The organism is Micromonospora sp. NPDC048887, from assembly GCF_040649715.1.
Lineage (GTDB): Bacteria > Actinomycetota > Actinomycetes > Mycobacteriales > Micromonosporaceae > Micromonospora.
In genome coordinates, this window is record NZ_JBEZGA010000003.1 from 404,479 (window position 1) to 419,674 (window position 15,196).

The following is a 15,196-nucleotide window of genomic DNA, read 5'->3' on the forward strand; positions in this document are numbered from 1 at the left end:
GTCACTCCATTCAGGTGCAAAGAGGGATTCTTCAATTCTTTTCGCCGGCCTGCACCCCGGGCCAACTCCCAGAATGCGTAGAGGTACGCCATGACATTTCTGATCACCGGCGGCTCCGGCTTTCTCGGTTCGCACATCGCGGCCGAGCTGGTCCGCCGTGAGGTTCCGGTGCGGCTGCTCGTACGGGATCCGCAGCGGGCCCGGAAGGCGCTGGAGCCGCTCGCCGCCGGTGCCGCCGGTGTGCCGATGGCGCTCGGGGACGTCACCGATCCGGCGGCCGTGGTGGCGGCGCTGCGCGGCTGCGCCGGGGTGCTGCACGCGGCGTCGGTCTACAGCTTCGATCCGCGCCGGCACGCCGAGATGCGCGCGGTCAACCGCCGCGGCACCGAGGTCGTGCTGGCCGCCGCCCGTGACGCCGGTGTGGACCGGGTCGTGCACGTCTCGACGTTCGGCGCGCTGCTGCCCGCGACCGGGCCGATCACCTCGGATGCGCCGGTCGGCGCCCCGCGGGAGCCCTACCTGGCCAGCAAGGCGGAGGCCGACCGGGTGGCCCGGCAGTACCGGCGGGACGGGCTGCCGGTGCTCGTCACCTACCCGCCGGCCCTGCTCGGGCCGCACGACCCGCGTCTGGGTGACCAGACCCGGCGGGTGCGCGACGTGCTGCGTGGCCTCATGCCGATCTGGCCGGACGGGGGCTTCCCGATCGGGGACGTCCGCGACGCCGCCGCCTGGCACGCCGACGTGCTGATCCGCGGCGGGCCCGCCCAGCTCGCCGCGCCGGGCCGGTTCGTGCGCACCCGGGAGCTGCTGCGGGCGCTGCGTGACGTCACGGGCCGCCGGCTGCCGGCCGTGCACCTGCCGGCCGCCGCGTTGCTGCCGGTGGGCCGGCTCGCCGGGCTCGCCCAGCGGGTGCTGCCCGTGCACGTCCCGGTCGAGCACGGCGCCATCTACGTCTGCGGGGTGGCCCGCCCGCTCGACGACGCGCCGGCCCCGCGGCCGCTCGTCGACACCCTGGCCGACACCGTTCACTGGCTGCGCGAAGCGGGTCACCTGAGCGCGGCCCAGGCCGGCCGGGCGGCCACCCGCAAATCTATCGGAGTCTGAATACCGCACGGCAGAAGAATGATGGTCTTCAGTGCGCCGATAAGGTGACTCGTCGACGTCGTCACATTGGAGGAGACGAATGATGGGACAGAAATCCGGGGTTCTCGCCCTCGTGAACGGGCGCTATCATCGGGTCACGCTGCGACTCTTTCTCATCGTTGTGGTCGCGCACTGGGCCGAGCATCTCGTGCAGGCCTACCAGATCTGGGTGCTCAACAAGCCGCGCCCCCAGGCTCGCGGGGTGCTGGGACAGTTCTGGCCCTGGCTGGTCAGCTCCGAGTGGCTGCACTACGGCTATGCCATCGTGATGCTGGTATTCCTGTTCCTGCTGTTCCCCGGCTTCTCCGGGCGCTCGAAGGTGTGGTGGGGGATCGCGCTCGGGCTGCAGTTCTGGCACCACATCGAGCACCTGCTGCTGCTGATCCAGGCGCAGACCGGCACCTTCTTCTTCGGCGGCACGGTGCCCACGAGCATCGCCCAGCTGGTGATGCCCCGGGTGGAGCTGCACCTGTTCTACAACTCCGTCGTCTTCATCCCGATGCTGATCGGCATGTACCTGCACCTGCGCCCGACCCCGACCGAGCGGGCGAGGGTCACCTGCGACTGCGCGGCACCGCAGGCCAGCTTCTCGCCGGGCATTCCCCGTCCGACGACGGCCTGACATGCCACGGCTTCTCCGGAACGCGGTGCTGCCGCTGCTCGCGGCGTCGGTGCTCCTGCTCGCACCGGCCGCCGCGGTGGCGGCGACGGTCAGCGACCCGGCCGACGGCGCGGCCCTCGCCGCCGCGCCGCGGCAGGTCACGCTGACCTTCACCCGCGCCCCGGTCGCCGAGACGTCGCGGGTCAGGGTGGTGTCCGGCGACGGCCGCCCGGTCGACGGGCCGGGCGGGCCGGTCCGCGCCGGGCTCAGCCTGACGCAGCCGGTGGGCATCGCGCGAGCCGGTGACTTCACCATCGTCTACTCCGTGACGTTCGCCGACGGCGGGCAGGAGCAGGGCACCCGCCGTTTCCGTGTCCTCACCGATCCGGCCGCCGACGACAGCGGCGCCCACGCCGGGCACGGCGGGCACGACGTCGACCCGGTCAGCGCCACGCTGCTGGTCATCGACGGCCTGGTCGTCCTCGCCGTGGTCTTCCTCCTGGTCGTCCGCCGGCCCGGCGCCGCCCCCGTCGCCTGGCGCCTCCCCTCGAGCGAAAGGAACCCCGATGACCGCACTGCCTGACGTCTACGTACAGCTCGCCGCCCAGGGCGAGGAGGTCGACCGGCTGGTCGCGGACCTCGACGCCGCGGGCTGGGACCGGCCGACGCCGGCTCCGGGCTGGACCGTCGCGCACCAGATCGCCCACCTGACCGCCACGTTCCGGATGGCGGAGACCGCGGTCTCCGCGCCCGACGACTTCCGCGCGTTCACGGCGTCCCTCGGGGGCGACTTCGACGCCAACGTGCGGCGCGCCCTCGGCGTCTACCTCGGCGAGCCGCGCGACGTGCTGCTCAAGAAGTGGCGGGCCGGGCGGGTGGCGGTCGACGAGGCGCTGGCCAAGACCCCGCCCATGCAGATCGTGCCGTGGCTGGTGCGCCCGTTGCCGGCCGCGGTGCTGGCGGCGGCGGGCATGATGGAGTTGTTCGCCCACGGGCAGGACATCGCCGACGCGCTGGGCGTGCGTCGCACCCATGACGACGGGCTGCGGCACCTCGTCGACTTCATCTCCCGCACCTGGGATTTCGGATACCAGTCCCGCGCTCTGGAGACGCCCGACGCTCGGCTGCGGTTCGAGGTGACCGCGCCGTCCGGCGCCCTCTGGACGTACGGCGCGGACGACGCGACCGACGTGATCAGTGGGCCTGCCGTGGACCTGTGCCTGCTCGCCACCCGCCGTCGGCACCGCGATGACCTGGCCCTGACCGGAACCGGCGCGGAGGCGGACCGGTGGCTCGACATCGCCCAGGCGTACCGCGGCCCGGCCGGAGAGGGCCGCCGTCCAGGCCAGTTCGACCACTGAGAACAGGCCCAGTCGCCGCGACTGTTCAATTACTACAGTCGACATTCCCAGCGTGCAGGATTTCTGCGGTAGCTCTGTCGTGACGATCGTGGCAGACTCGCGGCAAGGTCACTCGGCGACGGGGGTGGGTTTGCGCATCTCGGAACTGGCCCGGCGGGCCGGCATGCCGATCCCCACGGTGAAGTTCTACCTCCGTGAAGGTCTGTTGCCGCCGGGGACGCCGACCGCGCGTAACCAGGCGCGGTACGAGGAGTGTCATCTGGAGCGGCTGCGCCTGATCCGGGCGCTCACCACGGTGGGTGGGTTGGAGATCGGCGCGGTGCGGGGTCTGTTGACGGTGCTTGAGGATCCGGGTGTGACGTTGGCGGGGGTTTATACGGGGCTGGACCGGGTGGGGTTCACCGCTTCACCGTATCCGGCTGATTTCGACGGTGTGGAGGCGGCGCGGGCGGACATCGATGCGCTGGCTGACAGGTTGGGGTGGGACGAGGAGGCCACGCGGTCGGGGCGTGAGTCGTTGGTTCAGGTGCTTACCACGTTGCGCGCTCTCGGCTGTGATGCTCATGGTCGGTACTTCCTGACGTTCGCGCAGGCGGCGGGCAGCGTGGTGGATGCGGAGATGGGTCTGGTCCAGGGGTCCGACCGTGACGCCAAGGCTGAGGCCATGGTGCGCAGTGTGTTGTTCGACGTGTTGATGTCGGTGATGCTGCGGACGGTCCGCCGAAACGCGGTGGCCGTGCGGTTCGGCGGCTGACACCCACTCCTTCGTCCGGTCGGTCACCAGAGCGGTGTCGTTTCTCCGACGTGCGGGGCACGGCCGCAATGCGGAAGATGTCTGCCTGGCACCGCGCCCGGAACAATGAACTCTCGGCGTTCCACGATGGAAGGGGCCGCGATGCCACCCGGCGCGACAGAGCTGGACCTGCTCGGGACACCCGGAACAGAGCACGGAGACGGCACCGGCCCCGGTCCGGGGTTCTCCCGATGAGCGCGCCGGCGATCGAGACCGCGGGCCTGGCCAAGTCCTTCGGCGCCAACCGCGCGGTCGACGGCGTCGACCTTACGGTACCCGCCGGCACCGTCTACGGCCTGCTCGGCCCGAACGGGGCCGGCAAGACCACCGTGGTGCGCATGCTCGCCACGCTGCTGCGGCCCGACGGCGGCAGCGCCCATGTCTTCGGCAAGGACGTGGCGGCCGATCCCGACGCGGTACGCCGCCACATCAGCCTCACCGGCCAGTACGCCTCCGTCGACGAGGACCTGACCGGCGCGGAGAACCTGACTCTGCTGGCACGCCTGCTCGGTCACTCCCGGTCTGGTGCCCGTACCCGCGCCGAGCGGATTCTGGAGGCGTTCGGACTGACCGACGCGGCCGACCGGCAGGTGAAGAAGTACTCCGGGGGCATGCGCCGGCGCCTGGACATCGGCGCCAGCATCCTGAACACTCCGGACCTGCTGTTCCTGGACGAGCCGACGACCGGCCTCGACCCGCGTAGCCGCAACCAGGTCTGGGACATCATCCGGCTGGTGGTGGCGAACGGCACAACGGTATTACTGACCACGCAGTACCTGGACGAGGCCGACCGGCTGGCCGGACGCATCGCGGTGATCGACCACGGTCGGGTGATCGCCGAGGGCACGCCCGGGGAGCTGAAGTCCTCGGTGGGCGCGGGCACGATCCACGTCCGGATTCGCGACGCCGCGCAGCGGCTGGCCGCCGAACGCATCCTGGCCACCGCCCTGGAGACGACGATCGACCTGGACGCCGACCCGGTGGCGTTGTCGGCGCGTACCGCGGGCTCCGAGCAGGGCGCCACCGAGCAGGCCTCCCGCGCCCTGGCGGCGCTGGCCGGCGCCGGGATCGTCGTCGACGACTTCGCCCTCGGCCAGCCCAGCCTGGACGAGGTCTTCCTGGCTCTCACCGACCGGCCGGCACATGAGGAGGTCAGCGCATGAGCACCGCGACGAGCGCCCCCGATGCGCCCACGGTCTACATCCCGTCGGCGGAGACCCTTGCCGCGGTGCTGGCCCGCGACGAACGCCCACCGCGCCCGAGCTCGCTGTCGGCGTCACTGACCTTCGGCTGGCGGGCCATGCTGAAGATCAAGCATGTTCCCGAACAGCTTTTCGACGTGACGGCCTTTCCGCTCATCATGACGCTGATGTTCACTTACCTCTTCGGCGGGGCGCTGGCCGGCTCCACGGGTGAGTATCTGCAGTTCTTCCTGCCCGGCGTCATGGTCACCAGCGTCGTGATGATCACCATGTACACCGGTGTGGGCCTCAATATCGACATCGAGAAGGGCATCTTCGACCGCTTCCGCACCCTGTCGGTCTGGCGCCCCGCACCCCTGGTCGGCATGATCTTCGGCGACGTCGTGCGCTACATCCTGGCAGCCGTGGTCATCATGTGCGTCGGCCTGGTTCTCGGCTTCCGCCCCGAGGGCGGCCCAGCGGGCGTGGCCGCGGCGATCGGCCTGCTCGTGGTCTTCTCCTTCGGCTTCTCCTGGGTGTGGACCATGGTCGGTCTGCTCCTGCGCTCGGACAAGTCGGTGATGGGCTTCAGCTTCCTGGTCCTGATGCCCCTGACCTTCCTGAGCAACGTCTACGTCGACCCGCGCACGATGCCGGGCTGGCTGCAGGCATTCGTCGAGGTGAACCCGATCAGCCACCTGGTGACCGGCGTCCGTTCGATGATGGCCGGCGACTGGGACATGGCCGAGATCACCTGGACGCTGGCCGCGGCAGCGGCCCTCACGCTGATCTTCGGTGCCCTGACCATGCGCCTGTACAACCGCCGCTGAACCCTGCCGGCAGTGGGTGGACCCGGCCGGATGCCCGAGTGCGGCCGCAACACGTCTCCTGGATGGTGCCGATGACAGCCGTGACGCGGGATGACTGGACGCGGGCCCGGGCCGCTGTGCTCGACACCGGCCGACGCTTCGACGCGCTCGTCAGATCCGTACCCGATCCCGCGGCGATGGCGACCGCGGAGTGGTCCATCGCCGACTCCGCCGCCCATGTGCTGTCCATCGGCTCACTGTGTCTGCTGTTGCTCGACCCCGACGCGCCACCGCTGCCGGTGCCGGGCCTGCGTGAACTGCTGTCGGACACCAACGTCGACACCGTCGCCGACGCGAACTCCCACGTCATGCGGCACCTCACCGAGCGCGACCCGCGGGTCGTCCTGCACGAGCTGCGGACGTCGATCGAGCGCATCCTGCTCGTCACCCGTACCGCCGACCCGGCCTCCACCGTCACCTGGCTGGGCAACGCCCAGGTGACAGTGGCCGGGGTGCTCGCACACCTCGTCAACGAGATGCTCGTGCACGGCTGGGACATCGCGCGGGCGGCCCGCCTGCCGTGGCGGATGCCGGACGCCGACGCGGGGCTGTTCTTCGACCTGTTCCTCGTCGACATGATCCGTAACGACTACGGCGCGCTGCTCAACCCCTCGGTCCGCATGCCCCGCCGTCGCATCGCGGTCCAGTTCCGCTCCGCGCACACCACGACGGCGACATTGGCGCTGGACCGGGGCCGGGTCGTGGTCGCGCCGCCCGACGACCCGTACGACGTCAGCCTGACCTTCCGCCCGGCCCGCTTCAACCTGATGCTCTTCGGCCGCGTCGGCGCGCTGCGCGCCGCGGCCGCCCGGGACGTGATCGTCGGCGGCCCCCGCCCGTGGCGGTTACGGGCCTTCCTGCGGGTCGTGCACATGCCCAACAACGCCCGTGCCTGAACGGTGAGCCCATCGGTCCGCCTTCAGACCGAGACGGACAGGGCCGGGCCGCGGCAGACGCCGTCCACGGGCACGGGCGGAGACGACACGGCGAGCGAACGGCCGCAGGCTTGAGGCATACACCGATCCCCCCTCGACCGGAGGCTCCAAACGTGACAGCACACGACGTGATCGCCGATCTGACCGCCGGTGCCGAGGACGTCGACCGCATGGTCGCCGGTCTCACCGACGAGCAATGGACACTGCCCACGCCTGCCGAGGGCTGGACCGTCGCCCATCAGGTCGGTCATCTGGCCTTCGTCTTTCGCATCGCCGGCCTCGCCGCCGCCGACCCCGAGGCGTTCATCGCCCTGACCCAGCGCATCGGCACCGGCTTCGGCGCCTTCGACCGGGCTGTCAACGCCGCACTGGCGGAATACCTCGTGCTGCCGCGGCAAGCGCTCCTCGCCCGGTGGCGGGCCGAGCGTGACGCCGGCGTCGCGGCACTCGCGGCCGTTCCGGACGGGACGCTCGTACCGTGGCTCGTCCGGCCGATCCCGGCGCCCGTACTGTGCGCGGCCGGCATGACGGAGCTCTTCGCCCACGGCCAGGACATCGCCGACGCGCTCGGCGTTCAACGGCGACACACCGACCGCATCAGGCGGATCGTGGAGTTCGTCGTGCACACCTGGGAGTTCGGCTACCAGGCCAATGACCTGACCCCGCCGGCTGAGCAGTTCCGCTTCCAGGTCACGGCGCCTTCGGGCGAGCAGTGGACGTTCGGCCCGGCCGACGCGGCCCAGTCGGTCACCGGCTCCGCTGTCGACCTGTGCCTGCTCGCGACCCGCCGCCGCCATCACAGCGACCTGGGCCTCGTCGCCACCGGCGCGGACGCGCGCACGTGGATCGGGTTGGCGCAGGCCTACCGTGGCCCGGCCGGCAGGGGACGCGCGGCCGGTCAGTTCGCCGGCTCCCGGTCGCCCGCCTGACAGCGGGCGACGCCCCCCACCCGGCCGGGTTCGGCGGGAACGCGCCGGCAGCGGCGCCGCCGCACCCGGCCCGCGGCATGGCCCGCCGACTGGCCGCCACGGATGAGGAAGCGCCCATGTCCGGCACGACTCCGCCGTGTCGACAGTGGAGCGCTACGGTGTCCTCGCCCTCAGGGACCCGCGCAGGACCCGTAGGACGATGCCCGGCCTGAGCAGTGACGCCGGAGGCTGCACGAGGTTGAGCACCCGCAGGAACGCCGCGCCGAGCACCGCGTCGTGGCTGGCCGCGACATGCAGCCGGTGCACGAACCTGTTGGTGAGCCGCACCCGGGCCCCGCGCCGGCCCGGCACCTCAGGGAACCGCAGGTCGGTGCCGACCGCGATCGCCCACGGGCCGTCGATGATCCGGGCCGCGCCACGGAAGAAGCGAGGCGCGATCGCGGTGCCGTGCTCGGTGAGCAGGCGGCGCAGCAACAGCGCCTCCAGCGCCGCGACCGTCATGCCCTGCCCGTAGATGGGATTGAAGCTGCACAGGGCGTCGGCGACGACCAGGTATCCGGACGGGAACCGGCGCAGCCGCTCGTACCGCCGGCGGATGCTGGCCGGAAACCGCATCGTCACCGGCTCACCGGCCGGTGGGGCGGACCGGACGATCGTCGCGATGTGCGGTGCCGCCAGTCTCTCGGCGAATGCCGCCATGCCCGCGTCATCCGTCGGCGGCTGCTCGCCGAGCATGCCGTTCAGCGCGATCGCCACCCGGTCGCCTTCCAGAGCTGCGGCGATCCCGGCGCGGGGCGCCCCCGGTACGGCGTTCGTCAGCGCGCCGAGCAGGCCGTCAAGGTGCTCCGGGCAGCGCTGGTAGAGGCGGGTGACGTACGTGACGTCGACGCGGACCCGATCCTCCGGCGGCGGCCGGTAGCCGAGCTCGGCCAGCCACCGAGGGCTGCGGGAGGCGCGGCCCCCGGCGTCGACGACGAGGTCCGCCGTGATGGTGTACGGCGTCGCGGTCTGGCTGTGCGAGGCCACCTGGACGCCCGTGACGGTCATACCGCCGGTGTCGGTGAGCAGGCCGGTGACGTCGGTCCGCGGCACCAGCTCCACACCGGGCAGCTCGGCGACCCGGGTGCGGATCACGTGCTCCAGCAGGGGGCGGCTCACCCCGACGCCGATGAGGTCCGACGGTGCCCGCCGCATGCGGTATCCGTCGTTGTACCAGTGGACCTGCTCGTGCAGGTCGACGATGGGCGCGCCGGCGTCGCGCAGTTGTGCGGACAGCCCCGGGAACAGTTCCTCGAGCACCGACCTGCCGCGGGCCAGCAGCACGTGCAGCTGCCGGTCCTGCGGCACGTGGCGGCGGCTCGCCGGTGTGTCGGGCAGCAGGTCCCGGTCGATCACGACCACCCGCGCGAAATGCTCGCTGAGCGCCCGGGCGGTAAGCAGGCCGCCCATGCTCGCACCGATCACCACCGCTGTCGCGTCACCAGCCATGACCCGGACAGTATTGACCGGAGTTGTTCGATGTCATATTGGTTCTTGCTCGACTGTCCGACGGTCAGGTGCCGTAACCCTCTTCCACGATGCGCGTGGCCATCGGCAGGTAGTCCTCCGGCCGCTGCGGCGCGAAGGTACCCAGCCCGTCGACGTAGCGGTTGTACATGCAGAACGCCGCGGCGATGAGCACGGTGTCGTGGATCTCGACGTCGTCGGCGCCCTCCGCCCGGGCGGCGTCGACGAGTTCGGCGGTCACCGCCCGGCCGCTCTGCTGGACCGCGCCGGCGATGCGCAGCAACGCTCGCAGCTTCGGTGACACCGGCGCCGAGTCCAGGTCCGCGCGCACCTTGTCCACCACGGCCATGCCAGCGTCGAGCTGGACGGCGGCGAACGCCGAGTGAGAGGAGCAACAGAAGGTGCATTCGTTGAGACCGGACACGTAGGCCGCGATCAGCTCCCGCTCGCCGGGCGGCATGGAGTGCGGTGCGCGCAGCAGCACTTCGGCGAGCATGTTGAGCGGCTCCGCGGTCTCCGGGCGGAACCGCATCGGGCCCGTGATGCCCGGAAACTCATGCTCGTCCACGCCCAGATCGATGTAAGCCATGCCGTACCGTGGCACGCGCCGATCGGGGGGACAACTTCCTGCGTGCGCAGTTGCCGCATCGACAGTGGCCCGCTCCGCCCGCCGGCCGCAGCGGGTCAGGCAGCGCGATCCGAGGGCCGGAGAACGTGCCGGAGTTCCGAGACGCACATCATGTAGCCGGTCGGTGTCGGCAGCCGGTCGAGGTAGTAGCGCAGGTCGGCGCCGAGCGCGAACACCCGGGTCGGGGTGCCGGTGCCGCGCGCGTCCTCGATCACCCGTCGCAGCCCGTCGAGGACGGCCGGGTGCCGGGTGCGGTAGGAGTCGGCGACAAGGTGGTTGCTGCGGTCGGCGGCGAGGTAGAACTGCACCAGGTCCTTGGTGCCGACGAACAGTTCGGCGGCACCGGCGGCGCAGATGTCCGACGTGGCGTGGACCGCGGCCGGCGTCTCGATGAACGCGGACAGGGGCGTCTCGGCCGGCAGGCCGAGATGTGGTCGCAACTTCGCGAACTCCTCGGCGTCGGTGAGGAACGGCGCCGAGAGATGCACCAGGTCGGCCTGAGCGCCGAGCTGACCGCGCAGGGTGTCCAGCATGACGTGCAGCGCCTGGGGATAGGCGGCCGACCGGAGCAGCCACCGGGTGCCGTGCAGGCCCATGTCGGGGTTGGGCTCGCTCGGCACCGTGGCCTCACCGGTGATGTGGGCGGCGTCGTTGGAGCGCAGGTCGAGCATACGCAGGATCAGCCGCTGGCCCGGCCGGAGCGCTTCCACGCATGCCCGCAGCTGGTCGGCGATCGCGCGTCCGTAGGCGTGCACGGCAGCCCCGCCGCGCAGGGCGTCGATCGGGCTGAGGCCTGCGGAGAAGCACAGGAACTCCTCCCGGACGAAGAACGACTCGACGGCAGTCGTACCCCCGGCTGTGGCGTTGAGGCCGCGGATGTCGCGAAGGTCGGCGATCACGGCGCAGGCCGAGCCGAGAACGTCCGGCGGCGGACCGGCCCGGCCGACGGCCGCCGCGCCGGCGCCGCCGCCGGCGCCCACGACGACAGTCGCCCGCTCCAGGTCGAGCGTCACCACGCCGACGAGCTTGTCGAGGTCGCCGGGGTCGACGCGCAGGACGGGGATGCCCTTGGCGCGGCAGACGGACTGCATGTGGCCGGTACGCCCGCCGGAGCCGCAGACGACGGCGCGGGCCGTCGTGAGCGCGTCGTACAGCCTCGGCGTGAGTGTCTGCGCGATGACGACCGAGCCCGCCACCGGTCGTTCGGTGCGGTTGCACGGCCCGTCCACCACGGATGTGGCTCCGCCGATGAGCAGCACGCCACGGATCTGTCGTTCGGTCACTGGTCGTCCGCCTCTCCCTCGTTCGTGATGCCCAGCTGCCGCCGCAGCTCGCGTGGCGTCACCGAAATGTCCGTGAGCTTCTCGAGCGCCGCCTGGTTGACCGCGGCACGCAGCAACCGGTCACCCGTCTCGGCCCGCACACCGTGGAAGTGATCGGAGCACAGGTGGCCGGCCAGCCGCGCGTCGAGTCGCTCCCGCTCCGCCCGGGACCGCGCGGCGAGCCGCCTGACCTCCACGGTGACGGCCTGCGCGAACCCGTCGCGGGTCGTCTCGGTGAGCGTGTGGCGCAGTTCCGTCGCGGCCCGTCGTGCGGCCCCGTCGCAGCGCAGCTCGAGCCGTTCGAGAACGTGCGCGGCGACCATGACGGAGTGGTTCTTGATCGCGGCGAGGTTGAACGCGAAGGCGCCGGTGCGACCGTTGCGGACGATCTCGTCGCCCTCGCGCATCACCCCGATGGCCGAGAGCACCTCAACCGGCTCGCCGTCGGGTCGTAGCGGCGTACCCCGGGTGTCGACCTCGATGCCGCGGCCGGTGCGGTGATGGGGAGTGACGACGTCGCCGGCCAGGAGGTTCGTCCACAACGGGGACTCGACGTGCGTGTAGTCGAACTCCCGGCCGAAGTTGCACACCACCAGGTCGGCCGGGAGGACGCGGGTGCCGGCCCCCGTCGCCACGACGACGTCGAGTCGCCCCGACGCCGCCGGGCCGACCTCCTCGATCCGGCCGACGACAAGCTCGACCGAGCCGTGGTCGGGGGACATGGCCTGCTCCACGATGGCAGTCGTGTAGGGCACCGCGCCGACTCGTAGCGAGGCGATCTGCGTGCTGAACTCCTTGAGCAGCTGCCGCAGCTCGTCGGTCGGGATCTGCGCGATGACCCGCGGGAGGTAGGGCTCCCATGCCTTCGCCACCCGTTCGGTGATGATCCGCTGGTGGATGTCGGGGTGCTCCGCGGTGATCGCGGCGCAGGCGGCCTCCCACTCGGCGTGGAGGCGTGCCAGGAAGTCCGAGCGGTCCCGGTACGGTTCGAACAGCCGTCCGGGGGCGGGGAGCTGGACCACGCCGTGCTCGTGGTGCTCGGGGTACGCGCGTGGCATCGTGCCCGACTTGGAGACCAGGCGGATGGTGCCGGTGTGACCCTGGCGCAGGAGCAGGGCCACGGAGTCGTACGCGCTCAGCACCGATCCGACGACCACGACGCTCGCGTCGGGCGGTGTATCCAGCAGCCGCCGTACGCCCTCCTCCGAGTACGGGTGCCGGATGAACGCGTCATGCCCCAGCACCTGGCCGGCGAACGCCGGTTCCCGGAGCTCCATGCCGGTCGCGAGGATCACGTGATCGGCCGTCAGGGTCTTCGTGTGCCCGGCGTCGTCGCCGGAGCCCAGCCGGATGGAGGCCACGACGTGGTCCGCGTGGATGTCGAGGTCGACCGCCTCACCCTCGGTCTCGATGAGTTCCACACCGGGGTACGCCTCGGCGCGGGCCGCGGCGACGCGATCGGTCAGGTAGTCGTGGTAGATCCGGCGTGGGGCGGGGCCGTGTCCGACGAATGTGAAGTCCCCCCAGGGCGCGGTCCATCCGCTGCGATCGGCCTCGTGATTGGCCCAGCGGACGAAGTCGTGGACGTCCTCGCGGAACGCGGACATGCGGCCGGCCTGGATGTTGAACACGTGATCCCAGGGGTTGCCGTCTCGGTGGTACGCCACCCCCGCGTAGCGGTAGTCCCGGCGACGCTCAAGCAAGACGATCTCGAGGGGTTCGCGGGCGAACTGCAGGAGCCGGATGGCTGTCGCCGTGCCGGCCAGCCCGGCACCGACGATGAGGACCCGAGGACGATGCATTCCTGCCTCCTTTTTGGATACCGGCAGCATGCATCGCCCGACGCCTGTCGATCAATTTCCTCCTCCTGAGCGACGCCCGTTCGTCATTCCCGGGGATCCGTTCGATGTTGGCGGCCGGGCGCGGAACGGCGCCACTTCACCAGTGCTGAAACCGGCGGCGCCCCACGCCACACCCCTATCGTCGGGACGAGGGCGGGTTGTCGGAACGCCGACAGGCGCGGCACGATGGGCGGTCGATGTGGTGGCCTGTTCGAGAAGCCGATCATGACCCTCGCGAAAGGGGAACGCATCCATGGAACAGATGACGGTGGCTCTCGCGCAGAGCGGCCATACGGCGACCATCGCCAGCGTTCGCGATTACACCATCGTGATGGATCGTCCGTCCTCCAACGGCGGATCGGACGCGGGCCCGATGGGTGGTGAGACGCTGCTCGCCTCGGTCGGTGGCTGCTTCATGAGCACTCTCTACGCCGCCGCCGAGGCCCGGTCCACCCGGGTCGAGGGCGCGACCTGTCGCGTCACCGGCGTGTTCGAGCCGAACCCCCGGCGGTTCGGTGCGATCCACATCGAGGTGTCGTGCGACTCGTGCCCGGCCGCGGACCTCGAACACCTCGTCGTGATCGCCGAACGCGGTTGCCTGGTGGCCGCGACCCTCAGGCAGGGCATGAAGGTGACCGCGTCGGTCGCCGTGCCGCCCGCCGCCGGGTGAACAGCGGGGCCGCCGCCGAAGTGCGCACGATGGAAGATGCGCTGGTCTTCGCCGACCGATACCTTCCGGTTCGTGACCTTGCCGATGGAACCGAGCGGTAGCGTTCCGTGTCCGCCGGTGCTGTCGCCCGTCTAGCCGCACTGCGAAGGAACTCACGATGATGGATGACACGCACGCCCGGACAGCCCCGTCCACCAGTTCGCCGGTCCCGGCCACCGAGCGACAGTCGGTCTGGAAGCACGGGGTCGTCGCGGCCGTCGTCGCCGCGATCGTCACCACCGTCCTCGCGGCGATCGCGTCGGCCGCCGGTGTGACGCTCGGGAACAGCGGCGAGACCATCCCGCTCCCCATGTTCACGGTGCTGACGCTGGTCCTCTCGCTCGTCGGTGTCGCCATCGCCGCCGTCATGGCGCGCAAGGCCCGTCGACCGCGGTCCACCTTCGTGCGGACGGCGGTGGCGCTGCTCGTGTTGTCCTTCATCCCGAGCGTCACGTTCGGCTTCGACGCCGGTGCCGCGGCAACCCTGGTCGCTCTGCACATCGTCGCCGCGGCGATCGTCGTGCCGGTCGTGGCGCGGCAGCTCCCGACCACACGCTGACCCGGCCGCGGCGCCGCCGCGCCCATCCAGTTCCAGCCCTCCCTCACCAGCGGGGCGCCGACGTCGGCGCCCCGCTGGGTCGCAACTGATCCAAATCGGCCCGGTCCGCTCGCATGTCACCCCGCGAAGCTCGTCGAAACGGTCCGCCCGCGTTGCCTCTGAGCAGGCTCGGTATCCGCGCAATCTGGGAGACAGCTCCCATGCACTCGCGTGCGAAGGTAGCCCGGAAGCCTTGGAGCCTCGATTGGAAGGTGAGCGGCTGATGGCTACTGCCGTGATCCAAAACGTGCGAGATGTCCTGACCGACTACCCCGGGCTCACGGAGGTCGCGGTCCTGGCCCACGAGCACGAAGCCCTCGGCCATGTCCTGGTGGCCTACATCGTGCTGCGTAGCGTCGGCCTCAACCTCACTGAGCTGTACAAGCACCTCAGGAAGCGGCTGCCGGGCAGCATGGTGCCGGCCGCCGTCACCGTCGTCGACGCCATTCCGGTCGACTCTGGGGGGACGGCCGACCCGCGCGCGTTGCCCCAACCCGACCTGCGGGGCCTGATGCCCTACCGGCCGCCGGACACTCCCCGCCAGGAAGCGCTCTGCACGATCTTCGCCGAGGTGCTCGCCCGGCCCCGGTGCGGTATGGACGACAACTTCTTCACCCTCGGCGGCGAGTCGATCGACGCCATGCTGATAGCCAGCCGCGCCAGCGCGGTACTCGGCCGGGACATCTCGATGGATGACCTGTTCGACGCGCCGACCGTGGCGGAGTTCGACCGGCTTCTGGACCTCATGCCGCTCAGGTAGGCACCGAGACGCCGGGCGGC

Annotated in this window: 16 protein-coding genes; 12 read left to right on the plus strand and 4 right to left on the minus strand. The window is 71.1% G+C overall.

The window, feature by feature from the left end:
• Nucleotides 1-90: 90 nt before the first annotated feature.
• From AB0C17_RS07360 to AB0C17_RS07400, 9 genes are all read left to right on the plus strand, one after another.
• On the plus strand, nt 91-1,104 hold the full coding sequence (locus tag AB0C17_RS07360) for an NAD-dependent epimerase/dehydratase family protein (protein WP_357390999.1): 1,014 nt from the start codon (nt 91-93) through the stop codon (nt 1,102-1,104).
• A gap of 82 nt (nt 1,105-1,186) precedes the next feature.
• Nucleotides 1,187-1,765: a hypothetical protein gene (locus AB0C17_RS07365; protein WP_357391001.1), complete on the plus strand. Its 579-nt coding sequence runs from the start codon at nt 1,187-1,189 to the stop codon at nt 1,763-1,765.
• 1 nt (nt 1,766) lies between these two features.
• The gene (locus tag AB0C17_RS07370) at nt 1,767-2,327 is read left to right on the plus strand and encodes a copper resistance protein CopC (RefSeq protein ID WP_357391003.1); all 561 of its coding nucleotides are present in this window, start codon (nt 1,767-1,769) and stop codon (nt 2,325-2,327) included.
• Nucleotides 2,311-3,105: a TIGR03084 family metal-binding protein gene (locus AB0C17_RS07375; RefSeq protein ID WP_357391005.1), complete on the plus strand. Its 795-nt coding sequence runs from the start codon at nt 2,311-2,313 to the stop codon at nt 3,103-3,105. Before AB0C17_RS07370 ends, AB0C17_RS07375 begins: the two co-directional genes overlap by 17 nt.
• A 52-nt stretch (nt 3,106-3,157) precedes the next feature.
• Entirely contained in the window at nt 3,158-3,859 is a 702-nt protein-coding gene (locus tag AB0C17_RS07380; protein WP_357391007.1) for a MerR family transcriptional regulator, read from the plus strand.
• Nucleotides 3,860-4,089: 230 nt separating this feature from the next.
• On the plus strand, nt 4,090-5,061 hold the full coding sequence (locus AB0C17_RS07385) for an ATP-binding cassette domain-containing protein (RefSeq protein ID WP_357391009.1): 972 nt from the start codon (nt 4,090-4,092) through the stop codon (nt 5,059-5,061).
• Nucleotides 5,058-5,909 (plus strand): ABC transporter permease, encoded by an 852-nt coding sequence (locus tag AB0C17_RS07390; RefSeq protein ID WP_357391011.1) that lies wholly within the window; start codon nt 5,058-5,060, stop codon nt 5,907-5,909. Before AB0C17_RS07385 ends, AB0C17_RS07390 begins: the two co-directional genes overlap by 4 nt.
• 71 nt (nt 5,910-5,980) lie before the next feature.
• A complete protein-coding gene (locus AB0C17_RS07395) occupies nt 5,981-6,844 on the plus strand; it encodes a maleylpyruvate isomerase N-terminal domain-containing protein (protein WP_357468069.1) in 864 nt (287 codons plus the stop codon).
• A 152-nt stretch (nt 6,845-6,996) separates the two neighbouring features.
• Nucleotides 6,997-7,812 carry a TIGR03084 family metal-binding protein gene (locus AB0C17_RS07400; protein WP_357468066.1) on the plus strand — a complete coding sequence of 272 codons (816 nt, stop codon included), beginning with the start codon at nt 6,997-6,999 and terminating at the stop codon, nt 7,810-7,812.
• Between the two features lie 153 nt (nt 7,813-7,965).
• On the opposite strand, the gene AB0C17_RS07405 is transcribed toward AB0C17_RS07400, so the two are convergent.
• From AB0C17_RS07405 to AB0C17_RS07420, 4 genes are all read right to left on the minus strand, one after another.
• Nucleotides 7,966-9,300 carry an FAD-dependent monooxygenase gene (locus tag AB0C17_RS07405; RefSeq protein ID WP_357477186.1) on the minus strand — a complete coding sequence of 445 codons (1,335 nt, stop codon included), beginning with the start codon at nt 9,298-9,300 and terminating at the stop codon, nt 7,966-7,968.
• A gap of 64 nt (nt 9,301-9,364) precedes the next feature.
• A complete protein-coding gene (locus AB0C17_RS07410; RefSeq protein WP_357391029.1) occupies nt 9,365-9,907 on the minus strand; it encodes a carboxymuconolactone decarboxylase family protein in 543 nt (180 codons plus the stop codon).
• 95 nt (nt 9,908-10,002) lie between these two features.
• Nucleotides 10,003-11,229: a putative PEP-binding protein gene (locus AB0C17_RS07415; protein ID WP_357391019.1), complete on the minus strand. Its 1,227-nt coding sequence runs from the start codon at nt 11,227-11,229 to the stop codon at nt 10,003-10,005.
• Nucleotides 11,226-13,070, minus strand: a complete 1,845-nt coding sequence (locus tag AB0C17_RS07420; protein WP_357391021.1) for an FAD/NAD(P)-binding protein — start codon at nt 13,068-13,070, stop codon at nt 11,226-11,228. Before AB0C17_RS07420 ends, AB0C17_RS07415 begins: the two co-directional genes overlap by 4 nt.
• Before the next feature lie 292 nt (nt 13,071-13,362).
• On the opposite strand from AB0C17_RS07420, the gene AB0C17_RS07425 reads away from it, so the two are divergent.
• From AB0C17_RS07425 to AB0C17_RS07435, 3 genes are all read left to right on the plus strand, one after another.
• Nucleotides 13,363-13,779, plus strand: a complete 417-nt coding sequence (locus AB0C17_RS07425) for an OsmC family protein (RefSeq protein WP_357468061.1) — start codon at nt 13,363-13,365, stop codon at nt 13,777-13,779.
• A gap of 157 nt (nt 13,780-13,936) precedes the next feature.
• A complete protein-coding gene (locus AB0C17_RS07430; protein ID WP_357391025.1) occupies nt 13,937-14,377 on the plus strand; it encodes a DUF6069 family protein in 441 nt (146 codons plus the stop codon).
• A gap of 262 nt (nt 14,378-14,639) precedes the next feature.
• Nucleotides 14,640-15,176, plus strand: coding sequence for a phosphopantetheine-binding protein (locus AB0C17_RS07435; protein WP_357391027.1), 537 nt, complete (start codon nt 14,640-14,642; stop codon nt 15,174-15,176).
• Nucleotides 15,177-15,196 lie beyond the last annotated feature (20 nt).

Excerpts from the sequence above, each read along its gene's own strand:
- AB0C17_RS07370 (WP_357391003.1), top strand. The coding sequence starts at position 1,767 with ATGCCACGGCTTCTCCGGAACGCGGTGCTGCCGCTGCTCGCGGCGTCG.
- AB0C17_RS07405 (WP_357477186.1), bottom strand. The coding sequence starts at position 9,300 with ATGGCTGGTGACGCGACAGCGGTGGTGATCGGTGCGAGCATGGGCGGC.
- AB0C17_RS07395 (WP_357468069.1), top strand. The coding sequence starts at position 5,981 with ATGACAGCCGTGACGCGGGATGACTGGACGCGGGCCCGGGCCGCTGTG.
- AB0C17_RS07375 (WP_357391005.1), top strand. The coding sequence starts at position 2,311 with ATGACCGCACTGCCTGACGTCTACGTACAGCTCGCCGCCCAGGGCGAG.
- AB0C17_RS07410 (WP_357391029.1), bottom strand. The coding sequence starts at position 9,907 with ATGGCTTACATCGATCTGGGCGTGGACGAGCATGAGTTTCCGGGCATC.
- AB0C17_RS07385 (WP_357391009.1), top strand. The coding sequence starts at position 4,090 with ATGAGCGCGCCGGCGATCGAGACCGCGGGCCTGGCCAAGTCCTTCGGC.
- AB0C17_RS07360 (WP_357390999.1), top strand. The coding sequence starts at position 91 with ATGACATTTCTGATCACCGGCGGCTCCGGCTTTCTCGGTTCGCACATC.
- AB0C17_RS07365 (WP_357391001.1), top strand. The coding sequence starts at position 1,187 with ATGGGACAGAAATCCGGGGTTCTCGCCCTCGTGAACGGGCGCTATCAT.
- AB0C17_RS07390 (WP_357391011.1), top strand. The coding sequence starts at position 5,058 with ATGAGCACCGCGACGAGCGCCCCCGATGCGCCCACGGTCTACATCCCG.
- AB0C17_RS07430 (WP_357391025.1), top strand. The coding sequence starts at position 13,937 with ATGATGGATGACACGCACGCCCGGACAGCCCCGTCCACCAGTTCGCCG.
- AB0C17_RS07435 (WP_357391027.1), top strand. The coding sequence starts at position 14,640 with ATGGCTACTGCCGTGATCCAAAACGTGCGAGATGTCCTGACCGACTAC.
- AB0C17_RS07425 (WP_357468061.1), top strand. The coding sequence starts at position 13,363 with ATGGAACAGATGACGGTGGCTCTCGCGCAGAGCGGCCATACGGCGACC.
- AB0C17_RS07420 (WP_357391021.1), bottom strand. The coding sequence starts at position 13,070 with ATGCATCGTCCTCGGGTCCTCATCGTCGGTGCCGGGCTGGCCGGCACG.